General features: G+C 64.1%; 13 protein-coding genes. 11 read left to right on the top strand and 2 right to left on the bottom strand.

The window, feature by feature from the left end:
- Window positions 1-437 precede the first annotated feature (437 nt).
- The 3 genes from H1B27_RS02545 to H1B27_RS02535 all read left to right on the top strand — a co-directional run bounded on the left by H1B27_RS02545 (window position 438) and on the right by H1B27_RS02535 (window position 2,810).
- The gene (locus H1B27_RS02545) at window positions 438-2,021 is read left to right on the top strand and encodes a DEAD/DEAH box helicase (RefSeq protein WP_197964882.1); all 1,584 of its coding nucleotides are present in this window, start codon (window positions 438-440) and stop codon (window positions 2,019-2,021) included.
- 23 nt (window positions 2,022-2,044) lie between these two features.
- Window positions 2,045-2,332 (top strand): translation initiation factor IF-1, encoded by a 288-nt coding sequence (gene infA / locus H1B27_RS02540; protein WP_024340539.1) that lies wholly within the window; start codon window positions 2,045-2,047, stop codon window positions 2,330-2,332.
- 265 nt (window positions 2,333-2,597) lie between these two features.
- Complete coding sequence (locus H1B27_RS02535) at window positions 2,598-2,810, top strand: cold-shock protein (protein ID WP_014439634.1); 213 nt, start codon at window positions 2,598-2,600, stop codon at window positions 2,808-2,810.
- A 168-nt stretch (window positions 2,811-2,978) separates the two neighbouring features.
- On the opposite strand, the gene H1B27_RS02530 is transcribed toward H1B27_RS02535, so the two are convergent.
- Both H1B27_RS02530 and H1B27_RS02525 read right to left on the bottom strand, forming a co-directional pair.
- Complete coding sequence (locus H1B27_RS02530; protein WP_197964881.1) at window positions 2,979-3,464, bottom strand: pilus assembly protein N-terminal domain-containing protein; 486 nt, start codon at window positions 3,462-3,464, stop codon at window positions 2,979-2,981.
- A gap of 112 nt (window positions 3,465-3,576) precedes the next feature.
- The gene (locus H1B27_RS02525) at window positions 3,577-4,404 is read right to left on the bottom strand and encodes a sterol desaturase family protein (protein ID WP_061880980.1); all 828 of its coding nucleotides are present in this window, start codon (window positions 4,402-4,404) and stop codon (window positions 3,577-3,579) included.
- 265 nt (window positions 4,405-4,669) lie between these two features.
- On the opposite strand from H1B27_RS02525, the gene H1B27_RS02520 reads away from it, so the two are divergent.
- The 8 genes from H1B27_RS02520 to H1B27_RS02485 all read left to right on the top strand — a co-directional run bounded on the left by H1B27_RS02520 (window position 4,670) and on the right by H1B27_RS02485 (window position 11,606).
- Window positions 4,670-4,834, top strand: coding sequence for a Flp family type IVb pilin (locus H1B27_RS02520; RefSeq protein WP_028177277.1), 165 nt, complete (start codon window positions 4,670-4,672; stop codon window positions 4,832-4,834).
- Between the two features lie 70 nt (window positions 4,835-4,904).
- On the top strand, window positions 4,905-5,051 hold the full coding sequence (locus H1B27_RS02515) for a hypothetical protein (RefSeq protein WP_193374332.1): 147 nt from the start codon (window positions 4,905-4,907) through the stop codon (window positions 5,049-5,051).
- Between the two features lie 120 nt (window positions 5,052-5,171).
- Window positions 5,172-5,696 carry an A24 family peptidase gene (locus tag H1B27_RS02510; RefSeq protein WP_028177278.1) on the top strand — a complete coding sequence of 175 codons (525 nt, stop codon included), beginning with the start codon at window positions 5,172-5,174 and terminating at the stop codon, window positions 5,694-5,696.
- Window positions 5,697-5,823: 127 nt separating this feature from the next.
- Complete coding sequence (gene cpaB, locus H1B27_RS02505; RefSeq protein WP_197964880.1) at window positions 5,824-6,621, top strand: Flp pilus assembly protein CpaB; 798 nt, start codon at window positions 5,824-5,826, stop codon at window positions 6,619-6,621.
- Between the two features lie 11 nt (window positions 6,622-6,632).
- The gene (locus tag H1B27_RS02500) at window positions 6,633-8,096 is read left to right on the top strand and encodes a type II and III secretion system protein family protein (protein WP_197964945.1); all 1,464 of its coding nucleotides are present in this window, start codon (window positions 6,633-6,635) and stop codon (window positions 8,094-8,096) included.
- A gap of 20 nt (window positions 8,097-8,116) precedes the next feature.
- A complete protein-coding gene (locus H1B27_RS02495) occupies window positions 8,117-8,851 on the top strand; it encodes a CpaD family pilus assembly protein (protein ID WP_061880983.1) in 735 nt (244 codons plus the stop codon).
- Window positions 8,848-10,116 (top strand): CpaE/TadZ family protein, encoded by a 1,269-nt coding sequence (locus H1B27_RS02490; protein ID WP_061880984.1) that lies wholly within the window; start codon window positions 8,848-8,850, stop codon window positions 10,114-10,116. Before H1B27_RS02495 ends, H1B27_RS02490 begins: the two co-directional genes overlap by 4 nt.
- Window positions 10,117-10,136: 20 nt before the next feature.
- Window positions 10,137-11,606, top strand: a complete 1,470-nt coding sequence (locus H1B27_RS02485) for a TadA family conjugal transfer-associated ATPase (protein WP_061880985.1) — start codon at window positions 10,137-10,139, stop codon at window positions 11,604-11,606.
- The last annotated feature ends 15 nt before the right edge of the window (window positions 11,607-11,621 follow it).

Here is an 11,621-nt window from a genome sequence, read left to right as displayed (position 1 = left end):
CGGCCCCACGGCCGCCTGCGATTAACGGAATCGCAAGAACCATGCCATGGGCTGAGCACCCATCAACGCTTTGATGTCGCTTATAGAATCGGCCGAAATCGAAGTTTGGCCATAGTCAGACTGACTAAATTCTAGGCGTCCGAAATGTGTGCGAAAGCGGCATGCAGTTTATTTTATGGGCAAATCGCCAGTTCTGGCTAAATTTCCGGCATCACTATTTTTGCACCGCAATCGCTATTTCAGGCGCGCCTGCCTTGAAAGCGCCCCTTCAATGTTCCATATGACCACCCGAGACCTCTTGCGAATCAAGAGGTCATAGCGAGCCGCGTGTTCTTAAGCCCATACGGGCGTCTGGCTTGCCCCACATCTCCCAAGCCCATCCGACACCCCAAACACGCAGGTGTCTTCTCGACACCTTTTTGCGCGCGCCGCGCCGAATGCGCCGGGCGCTCGCTTTTGACATGGAAAGAACCCCTCTTTTGACTTCGTTTCAGGATTTCGGCCTCGCCGAACCCATCGCGCGCGCTCTTCGTGAAGAGAATTACGTCACCCCCACCCCGATCCAGGCCCAGACCATCCCGCTGGCGCTGACCGGCCGCGACGTCGTCGGTATCGCCCAGACCGGAACCGGCAAGACCGCGTCCTTCGCGCTTCCGATCCTCCACCGGTTGCTCGAGAACCGCATCAAGCCGCAGCCCAAGACCTGCCGCGTCCTCGTGCTCTCTCCGACCCGCGAGCTGTCCGGCCAGATCCTGGACAGCTTCAACGCCTATGGCCGTCACCTGCGGCTGGCGTCGACCCTCGCCATCGGCGGCGTGCCGATGGGCCGTCAGGTCCGCGCCCTGATGCAGGGCGTCGACGTTCTGGTTGCCACTCCAGGCCGCCTGCTCGACCTCGTGCAGAGCAACGGGCTGAAGCTTGGAAGCGTCGAGTTCCTCGTGCTCGACGAAGCGGACCGCATGCTCGACATGGGGTTCATCAACGACATCCGCAAAATCGTCGCCAAGCTGCCGATCAAGCGGCAGACGCTGTTCTTCTCGGCCACCATGCCCAAGGACATCGCCGAGCTCGCCGACGCCATGCTGCGCGATCCGGCCCGCGTCGCGGTGACCCCGGTCTCCTCGACCGCCGAGCGGATCAACCAGCGCATCATCCAGGTCGACTTCTCTTCCAAGCCCGCCTTCCTGACCAAGCTCCTGAAGGACGAGCCGATCAACCGCGCACTGGTGTTCACCCGCACCAAGCACGGCGCCGACAAGGTCGTGAAGACCCTTGAAAAGGCCGGCATTGCCGCCAGCGCCATCCACGGGAACAAGTCCCAGAACCATCGCGAGCGGACGCTCGCCCAGTTCCGCTCCGGCGAGATCCGCACCCTGGTGGCGACCGACATCGCCGCCCGCGGCATCGACGTCGACGGCATCACCCACGTGATCAATTTCGACCTGCCCAACGTCCCCGAGACCTACGTCCACCGCATCGGCCGCACCGCGCGCGCCGGCGCCGACGGCACCGCGATCTCGCTGGTCGCAGGGGGCGAGGAGCTCAGCTATCTCCGCGACATCGAACGGCTAATCCGCGTCGCGCTGCCGCGCGAGGACCACCGCACCGACGCCGGGCGCCGCGATGCCGGCCCCGCCCCGTCGCAGCAACGGCAGGGCCGGCCGGGTGGCCGCCCAGGCCAACGCCCGCAAGGGACGCGGCACGGTGACGGGCGGCGTGCTGACGAAAGACATGCCGACGGGCGTCACCATGGTGCCGGCAAGCAAAGTGACGGAAGGCACGGTGAAGGACGGCACGCCGAGGCGAGGCATGCTGACGGACGACCCGGCAATGGCCCGAATGCTTCGAAGGGGTCTCGGCGCCGCCGCTCCGGTGGTAAGATGCATTCATCGCCTGTCGACCGTCCGGAACAACGTTCCGCGCATAGCGCCGGGACGCCTGATGGGATACAAGGCGTTGCCTTTTTGCGCCGCGAGAGTCGGCCAAACAGCCAACCGAACCGCAAACCCTATTCGCACTAGCCGTCCACGACCTGGAGAAATTCATGGCTAAGGAAGAGCTGATCCAGTTCGAAGGACTGGTCACCGAAATCCTCCCCGACGCCCGTTACCGCGTGCAACTCGACGCCGGACACGAGATCGTTGCCTATACCGCCGGCAAGATGAAGAAGAACCGCATCAAGACGCTCGCGGGCGACCGAGTGACGGTGGAGATGTCGCCGTACGACCTGGAGAAGGGCCGGCTCATTTTCCGCCACAAGGACGAACGTCCCAGCACGGCGGGCGGACCGCCCCGTCCCGGCCAGCGCGGCGGCCAGTTCCGCCGCCGCTGATCGGCTAGGGCGCGCACGCGCGAGATAAAACCCCGACTTGGATCTTGATCCGCCGTTGGCAGCACGGCGGATCAAAAAATCGTGCGCGTCGCGATTGTCTCGAATCCCTGTTTCTGATAAAATGAATTAATCGATTTTCGGCCGGACGACATTGGCATCCACCGGTACAGCCGGTTCAGACACCCTGACGACCCTTCCAGAAATTCGATCTAAACCTGCCCGCGCGAGCGGGCTCCGACATTGTGTATCTGAGAAGGAACTACCCATGAGCATGGGAACCGTGAAGTGGTTTAACGCGACCAAGGGCTTCGGATTCATCCAGCCCGACGACGGCGGCCAGGATGTGTTCGTTCACATCAGCGCCGTGGAGCGCGCCGGTCTCGGCTCGCTGCGCGAAGGCCAGAAGATCTCCTACGAGATCGTGGCCGACCGCCGCTCTGGCAAGTCGGCGGCGGACAACCTCCGCGCCGCGGGCTGAGCCCACCGGGCTCTTGGCCCGACCGAGGAAACAAGAAGGCCGTGCGTCGCGCACGGCCTTTTTTATTCTACGACATGATCCGGAAAAGTGTGCAGCGCTTTCCCGAGAAGAACATGCTCGAACAATAACCTAGAGCGCGCCGACCATTCATCCTGATCGCATCGCGCCTTAGTTGGGTTTGGTGCTGCCGCTGGCACTGCTGCTCAGCGAACCAGCCTGGCTCATCGTGTTGTTGAAGTAGGCGTCGCTGTCGCCGAGCGTCACGCGACGCTGGCAAAGCGGTACGCAGCTGTAGGACTCGCGCTCGATCCCACGATAGACGGTGACGAGCCGGTCGCTCGGACCTTCAACCTGGATCTGGCGGTCGACCAGGATCTCGCCGCCCCGGTCGAGCGCGATGAAGTTGGTGGCACCATAGCCTTTTCCGGTCACGACGATCATGCCGCCCGGCTGGAGCGTGACGTCGGCGATCAGGGGATTGCCGACCACGATGGTTGCCACCTTGCCGGGCAGCCGTACCAGCTTGGCCTGATCGACATTGACGGCGATCGTGTCGGCGGTGGACTCGGCAAGGCCGAGGGCCGGCCATGCCAGAACCGCAGCGGCAACCAGAAGACACACCCGCGCATGACGGCGCAGCAATTCCTTACGCATACTCTTACCCCCGGGACGTCACAAACCGGCAGAAGCGACCAGACAACAGCGGAGCCGGCGCCCGACCCGGCCAACCTGCCTTTAATTCATGAACGTTCCGCAAACTCGCCGGCTATTGTTTGAACGGATAGGAGAGTTGGCCCCAGATCTCCTTCGGCATGGTCGCTTCGTCCTTGCCGTAGTCCTGAGGCAGCTTCCCCTCCGGCATGCGGAAGGTGCCGAACAGCACGTCCCAGATCGGAAACGTCCCCGCGAAATTGGTGTCGCCGCCCTCTTCGAGCGAGGTGTGGTGCCAACGGTGGAATACCGGCGTCGCCAGCACGTATTTGAACGGTCCGAAGGTCCAGTTCAGGTTGGCGTGCACGAAGGCCGAATGGAAGGTGGTGAACGGGCCGACCCAGATCATGACGTTGGGGGAGATACCGGCCATCAGCAGCACGACGTCGACGCTGATCGTCCCGAGCAAGAGATTGACGGGATGGAAGCGGGCCGCGGAGATCCAGCCGATCTCCTCCGACGAATGATGGACGGCGTGGTACTTCCAGAAGCCGCCGTCGTGGAAAAGCCGGTGCAGCCAGTACAGCATGAAATCGGACAGCACCAGGAACAGCAGGGCCTGGACCCACAGCGGCAGCTGCGACAGCGGACCATGGCCATTGTCGTAGAAAGCAATGAGCTCGTCGGCGTCGTGGATGTTGAAGACGACGCTGGCGCCGACGATCAGAAGCCCGATCCGCATGGTGCGGGCGAACACCGGGACGAAGAACCAGTAGCAGATGTCGGTGATGATCTCCCGCTTGCGCCACCACGGCGCGCCGGGATTGCAGGCCCAGAAATGCTCCAGCACGGTGAAGACGGCCGCGAGTACGAAGGTGACGGGGATCACCTTGACGATGGTCTCGCCGAGCATCAGGGCGACTTGCATGGGCAGGCTCGACATCGTCGCCTCTCTTGCGAATTCCAGTCCTGCCTAGGCGTACTCCGCGAAATTTAAGGGAGCGTGAAGCAGGCACCGCGCTGCCGATGCACCGGGAACCGGAATGCATCGCGGCTGCCGTCTTAAGGCGAAATTCACTCTGCGCGAAAGCTTCGCGCCGGACCTTGGTTTATGCGATCGATTTAACTTTACCGAAAGAGCTCGGCTCTCATGGTCTTCGCCGCAGACAGCGCCGAAAGAGGCGATTTCACCCAGACGGAGTTTGTTCATGAAGAACTTGATCGCGCGTTTCGCGAAGGATGAATCCGGCGCCACCGCCATCGAATACGGTCTGATCGCCGCCGGCATCGCGCTGGCCATCATCACCGTCGTCAACAATCTCGGCACCGCGCTGAACGGCAAGTTCACCTCGATCAGCACGTCGCTGAAGTAGGCAACCGACGACCGACGACAAACGCCCCGGGCCTCCGGGGCCTTTGCTTTTCTGAAGACGGCAAGTTCCAGTGGCGTTGTATAAGTTCAGAACCGATGCCGCGGTCGCGGCGAAAGAGGTGGGGGCGGCTCAAGCCGGCTCGCCGGCCTATTGGATCTGCCTTGCGCTGCTGCTTGCGACGGTCGCGCTCGCCGCACGCATTGCCAGCTTCTGGTGAAAACGCATTCGGCGGCCTTGGCCGCACGCCCCTGTCGCCGTTGTCGGTTTGTTTAGCACTACGCGCTAGCATCCGGCGACGCCAGCTCCCGCGGCCAACCCAGGCCTCAAGACGCAGCCCATGATCCTCGACCTTGCGCGCCTTCTGCTCTTCCCGGCCCTGATGGCATTCGCTGCCGCGAGCGATCTCTTCACGATGACGATCTCGAACCGCGTGTCGCTGGCGCTTGTCGCAGGCTTCTTCGTGCTCGCCCTTGCTGGTGGCATGGCACCTTACGAAATCATGAGTCATGTCGGCGCCGGAGCGCTCGTCCTAGTCGTGGCCTTCACCTGCTTCGCGATGGGCTGGGTGGGCGGCGGCGACGCCAAGGTCGCGGCTTCCGTCGCGCTCTGGTTCGGCTTCGCGCAGCTGATGAACTTCCTGCTCTACGCCTCCCTGTTCGGCGGCGCGCTGACGCTGCTCCTGCTCCAGTTCCGGCAATGGCCGCTGCCCTACGGGCTGGCGGGTCAGGCCTGGCTCGCACGGCTGCACGCCAAGGAGAGCGGCATTCCCTACGGCATCGCGCTCGCCTTGAGCGCGTTGATGGTCTACCCGGAGACCGAATGGGTGAAGGCGATCGACCTCACTCACCTCGCACTGCGCTGAACGCACTGGGTAACCCGGCGTTAAGGCGATTTAGATACGCCTCATTAACCATGCTTTGACGAATAGCTGGTCAACTGCCGATCACGGCGGCGGCAGCGTCGCGGCGTATTGTTGGAAAGTGAAGCGTATGAATAGGGCACGCATTGTCGTCCTGACGGTCGCCATCTGCGCCGGCGGCGTCGCCGCGTACCTGGCGAGCGGCACCGACAATTCTGCGCCGCCTCCGCTTCCGGTCGCGCAACTGCCGACCGTCGACGTCCTCGTCGCCAAGAACGACATCGGCCTCGGCCAGACCGTGAAGCCGGAAGACGTGCAATGGCAGACCTGGCCGACCGCGACCGCTAGCGCCACCTTCATCCGACGCAACGAGCGTCCCGACGGCGCGACCCAGGTGGCCGGCTCGATCGCGCGCGCGCCCTTCATTCAGGGTGAGCCGATCCGCGACCAGAAGCTGGTCAATGCCGAAGGCTCCGGCTTCATGGCGGCGATCCTGCCCACCGGCATGCGGGCGATCTCGACCGAGATCTCGCCGGAGACCGGCGCGGGCGGCTTCATCCTGCCCAACGATCGCGTCGACGTGCTTCTCACGCGCCGGTTGAAGAACCCGGACGAGAGCAGCGGCGCCCCCGACCTCGTCACGTCCGAGATCATCCTGGCGAATATCCGCGTCCTGGCCATCGACCAGGCGCCCAAGGAGAAGGACGGCCAGAACGCGGTGATCGGCAAGACCGTCACCCTCGAGCTCAATCCAGCGCAGACCGCAACACTCTCCGCGGCGCGGCAGAGCGGCACGCTGTCGCTGGCGCTGCGCAGTATCGCCGACGTCAAGCTGAGCGAAATCACGCTCGACGACTCCGCGCAGAAGCGAGACGGCGTTTCGATCATTCGCTACGGCATTCCAAGTCAGACGGCTAAGGTACGATGAAGACAGTCGATATGAAATGCAGGGCGGATTCGGCCACGATACGAACCTCACTGGTCCGCGCCCTGTCGTTTTCGGCAGCCTTCGCGCTGGCGTTCAACCCGGTGATCGCTGCCGACTACCGCCCCGTGGCGCCGGCCGCGGCGGACGGCCAGATCAACGCGCGCTTCCTCTCGCTCGGCATCGGCAAGTCCATCGTGATCGACCTGCCGCGCGACATCAAGGACGTGCTGGTCGCCGATCCCAAGATCGCCAATGCGGTGGTTCGCTCGGCGCAGCGCGCCTATATCATCGGCGCCGCGGTGGGCCAGACCAACATCGTGTTCTTCGATTCGGCCGGTCAGCAGATAGCGGCCTATGACATCGCGGTGAAGCGTGATCTCAACGGCGTGCGGGCCGCGCTGAAGCAGATGCTGCCCAATTCAGACATCCAGATCGATGGCCTCGGCGACGGCATCGTCCTGACCGGAACGGCTGCCAACCCGATGGAAGCTCAGCAGGCCAACGAGCTCGCCGCGCGCCTGGCCGGCGGCGCCGACAAGGTGGTGAACTCGATCGTGGTGCGCGGCCGCGACCAGATCATGCTCAAGGTGACGGTGGCCGAGGTCCAGCGCAGCATCATCAAGCAGCTCGGCATCGACCTGACCGCCAACCTCAACTACGGCACGTCGGTGGTGAGCTTCTCCAACTCCAATCCGTTCACGGCTCTCGGCAAGAACCTCGTGGACGGCAACAACCTGACCACGAAGTTCGGCGCGACGCCATCCGTGCAGGCCACCCTGCGTGCGATGGAAACCGCTGGCGTGATCCGCACGCTGGCCGAACCGAACCTGACCGCAATCTCCGGTGAATCGGCGACGTTCGTCGCCGGCGGTGAATTCCCGGTGCCGTCAGGCTATGCATGCGATCCCGTCACTCACGTCTGTACAACGCAGATCAACTTCAAGAAGTTCGGCATCTCGCTGAACTTCACGCCCGTGGTGCTGAGTGAAGGAAAAATCAGCCTGCGGGTGATGACGGAAGTCTCGGAGCTGTCGAACGAGAATTCGATCACGCTGTCGCAGGCGGTGACATCGACCACGGTGAACTCGCTGACGGTGCCCTCGATCAGGACCCGCCGCGCGGAGACCTCGCTGGAAATTCCGTCCGGCGGCGCGATGGCGATGGCCGGCCTGATCCAGCAGCAGACCAAGCAGGCGATCAGCGGATTGCCGGGACTGATGCAACTCCCGATCCTGGGAACGCTGTTCCGCAGCCGCGACTTCGTCAACAACACGACCGAACTGGTCGTGATCGTGACGCCCTATGTCGTTCGCGCGGTGGCGCCGAAGGACCTGTCGCGGCCGGATGACGGCTTCGCTCCGCCTGCGGATCCGCAGGCCCAGCTGATCGGCAATATCAACCGGCTCTACGGCGTGCCCGGACGGGCCGAGCCGGGCAAGAGCTACCGCGGCACCTACGGCTTCATCACCGACTGAGGCGGAACGGGGACTTCACGATGATCACGAGACCACCCCAGCTTCGCAGACGCGCCATCCGCCTCGGTGGCGCGCTCGTCGGCATGGCGCTCGCGCTCGGCGGCTGCCAGCACGACGAGGTCGCCACGGCCTCCATTCCCGACGATTACAAGCAGCGCCATCCGATCGCAATCGAGGAGCAAAATCGCTCGATCGTCGTCTTCGTCGGCCATGCCCGCGGCGGACTGACCGCCGCCCAGCGCGCCGACGTGATGGGGGTCGCATCGGCATGGTTGCACGAAGGCACCGGCGCCATTCGCATCGACGTACCGTCCCAGACGCCCAACGCTCGTCCGATCGCGGATACGATGCGAGAGATCCAGGCGATGCTGGCGGCGGCTGGCATTCCGCCGCGCGGCGTCAGCGTTCACCCCTACCGGCCGGAGGACAAGCGCTTCCTGCCGCCGATCCGGCTCACCTATTCCAGGATCGCCGCGATCGCCGGTCCCTGCGGCCTGTGGCCTGAGGACATCGGCCCCTCGATGAAGAACAAGCGCTGGTTCGAGAACAAGGACTACTACAATTATGGTTGCGCCTATCAGCGCAACCTCGCGGCCATGGTCGACAATCCATCGGATCTGGAGCAGCCGCGGCCCGAAACTCCGTCATACACGCCACGGCGCATCACCGGTCTCGAGAAATATCGCAAAGGGCTCTCGACGGCGACGACCTATCCCGAGGCCGACAAGGCCAAACTCAGCGAAACCGGCAGATGATCAGCTACGCGCGCCAGACACAAGAAGAGCAGCAGCAAGCCGCTCCTCCGCCGATGGAGGAGCATATTGCGCCTGCGCCGCGCGTCTCGGTCCAGGCCTTCTGCGAAACCGTTGAGACTGCCGCCGCGGTACAGGCGGCCGGCGAGGATCGCCGTCTCGGCAAGGCCCACCTGAAGATCCAGATGGGCGGCATGGCGGCCGCGATCGAAGCCTATCGCTCGGCTCCCACGCCGAACGTGATCGTGCTCGAGAGCGACGGCCGCAGCGATCTGTTGAGCGGGCTCGACCAGCTCGCCACCGTCTGCGACGCCGGCACCCGCGTGGTCGTGATCGGCCGCATCAACGACGTCACGCTCTATCGCGAGCTGGTTCGCCGCGGCGTCAGCGACTACGTGCTCGCGCCGGTCGGCGCGATCGACGTCGTACGCTCGATCTGCAACCTGTTCTCGGCGCCGGAAGCCAAGGCGGTCGGCCGCATCATCGCCGTGGTCGGCGCCAAGGGTGGCGTCGGGGCTTCCACCATCTCCCACAATGTCGCCTGGGCGATCGCGCGTGACCTCGCGATGGACGCCGTCGTCGCCGATCTCGACCTCGCCTTCGGCACCGCCGGGCTCGACTACAACCAGGATCCGCCGCAGGGCATTGCCGACGCCGTGTTCTCGCCCGACCGCGTCGACACTGCCTTCATCGACCGACTGCTGTCGAAATGCACCGACCATCTCAGCCTGCTGGCGGCGCCTGCGACGCTCGACCGGGTCTATGATTTCGGCACCGACGCTTTCGACGCCGTGTTCGACACGCTGCGCTCCACCATGCCCTGCATCGTGCTCGACGTTCCGCATCAATGGGCGGGCTGGACCAAGCGCGCCTTGATCGGAGCGGACGACATCCTGATCGTGGCCGCGCCTGACCTCGCCAACCTGCGTAATACCAAGAACCTGTTCGATCTGTTGAAGGCCGCACGCCCCAACGACCGGCCGCCGCTCTACTGCCTCAACCAGGTCGGCGTACCGAAACGGCCCGAAATCGCCGCCACGGAGTTCGCCAAGGCGATCGAGAGCCAGCCGGTCGTCTCGATCCCGTTCGAGCCGCAGATCTTCGGCTCGGCAGCCAACAACGGCCAGATGATCGCGGAGATCTCCGCCAACCACAAGTCGATCGAGATGTTCCTGCAGATCGCCCAACGCCTGACCGGCCGCAGCGAGACCAAGAAACAAAAGTCGTCCCTGCTTTCACCTCTGATTGAGAAGTTGCGGGGAAGATAAGCGCCGCATGGAGCTGTTAAGTGTTCGGTAAGCGTAGCGGAACAGACACCGACTTTCGGGCGCCTAAGCCCGGCGCCGTGTCGCACGAGCCTGCCCCGGCTCCGGCGCCGACGATGTCGCGCGCCCCAACTCCGCCGGCCGTCGCCTCGCCGCCGCTTGCCCCTGCCAAGGTCGCGCCGCCTCCGGCCATGGAGAGCCGGCGTTCGGACAATTACTACGAGGTCAAGGCGACCATCTTCGGCGCACTGATCGAGGCGATCGACCTCGCCCAGCTCGCCAAGCTCGATTCGGAGTCCGCGCGCGAGGAAATCCGCGACATCGTCAACGAGATCATCGCGATCAAGAACATCGTGATGTCGATCGCCGAGCAGGAAGAGCTGCTCGACGACATCTGCAACGACGTCCTCGGCTACGGTCCGCTCGAACCGCTGTTGTCGCGTGACGACATCGCCGACATCATGGTCAATGGTGCCAATACCGTCTACATCGAGGTCGGCGGCAAGATCCAGCGCACCGGCATCCGCTTTCGCGACAACCAACAGCTTCTCAATATCTGCCAGCGCATCGTCAGCCAGGTCGGCCGGCGCGTCGACGAATCCTCGCCGATCTGCGACGCGCGCCTCGCCGACGGTTCTCGCGTCAACGCCATCGTGCCGCCGCTGTCGATCGACGGCCCGACGCTCACCATCCGCAAGTTCAAGAAGGACAAGCTGACGCTGGATCAGCTCGTCAAGTTCGGCGCCATCTCGCCGGAGGGCGCCGAGATCCTCCAGATCATCGGTCGCGTCCGCTGCAACGTGCTGATCTCCGGCGGTACAGGCTCGGGCAAGACGACGCTGCTCAACTGTCTGACCAACTACATCGAGCACGACGAGCGCGTCATCACCTGCGAGGACGCCGCCGAGCTCCAGCTACAGCAGCCCCACGTGGTGCGGCTGGAGACCCGTCCGCCCAACATCGAGGGCGAGGGCCAGGTCACCATGCGCGAACTGGTGCGCAACTGCCTGCGCATGCGGCCCGAACGCATCATCGTCGGCGAAGTCCGCGGACCCGAGGCGTTCGACCTGCTCCAGGCCATGAACACCGGCCATGACGGCTCGATGGGCACGCTGCACGCCAACAACCCGCGCGAAGCGCTGTCGCGCTGCGAATCCATGATCACGATGGGCGGCTTCTCGCTGCCCTCGCGAACCATCCGCGAGATGATCTGCGCCTCGATCGACGTCATCATCCAGGCCGCGCGCCTGCGCGACGGTTCACGCCGCATCACCCACATCACCGAGGTGATGGGCATGGAAGGTGACACCATCATCACCCAGGACATCTTCCTCTACGACATGGTCGGAGAGGACGCCAACGGCAAGATCATCGGCCGGCACCGCTCGACCGGCATCGGCCGTCCGAAGTTCTGGGAACGCGCCCGCTATTACGGCGAGGAGAAGCGCCTTGCCGCTGCGCTCGACGCAGCGGAAGTCGCTCCGAAGACGTGAGCAGGTCAGCACCGC

Source organism: Bradyrhizobium diversitatis (assembly GCF_016031635.1).
Taxonomy (GTDB): Bacteria; Pseudomonadota; Alphaproteobacteria; order Rhizobiales; family Xanthobacteraceae; genus Bradyrhizobium; species Bradyrhizobium diversitatis.
Note: the sequence above shows the minus strand (reverse complement) of the source record. Positions and strands in the feature narration are given on the sequence as shown.

Excerpts from the sequence above, each read along its gene's own strand:
- cpaB (WP_197964880.1), top strand. The coding sequence starts at position 5,824 with ATGAATAGGGCACGCATTGTCGTCCTGACGGTCGCCATCTGCGCCGGC.
- H1B27_RS02490 (WP_061880984.1), top strand. The coding sequence starts at position 8,848 with ATGATCAGCTACGCGCGCCAGACACAAGAAGAGCAGCAGCAAGCCGCT.
- H1B27_RS02520 (WP_028177277.1), top strand. The coding sequence starts at position 4,670 with ATGAAGAACTTGATCGCGCGTTTCGCGAAGGATGAATCCGGCGCCACC.
- H1B27_RS02545 (WP_197964882.1), top strand. The coding sequence starts at position 438 with ATGCGCCGGGCGCTCGCTTTTGACATGGAAAGAACCCCTCTTTTGACT.
- H1B27_RS02510 (WP_028177278.1), top strand. The coding sequence starts at position 5,172 with ATGATCCTCGACCTTGCGCGCCTTCTGCTCTTCCCGGCCCTGATGGCA.
- H1B27_RS02525 (WP_061880980.1), bottom strand. The coding sequence starts at position 4,404 with ATGTCGAGCCTGCCCATGCAAGTCGCCCTGATGCTCGGCGAGACCATC.
- H1B27_RS02535 (WP_014439634.1), top strand. The coding sequence starts at position 2,598 with ATGAGCATGGGAACCGTGAAGTGGTTTAACGCGACCAAGGGCTTCGGA.
- H1B27_RS02500 (WP_197964945.1), top strand. The coding sequence starts at position 6,633 with ATGAAATGCAGGGCGGATTCGGCCACGATACGAACCTCACTGGTCCGC.
- H1B27_RS02530 (WP_197964881.1), bottom strand. The coding sequence starts at position 3,464 with ATGCGTAAGGAATTGCTGCGCCGTCATGCGCGGGTGTGTCTTCTGGTT.
- infA (WP_024340539.1), top strand. The coding sequence starts at position 2,045 with ATGGCTAAGGAAGAGCTGATCCAGTTCGAAGGACTGGTCACCGAAATC.
- H1B27_RS02495 (WP_061880983.1), top strand. The coding sequence starts at position 8,117 with ATGATCACGAGACCACCCCAGCTTCGCAGACGCGCCATCCGCCTCGGT.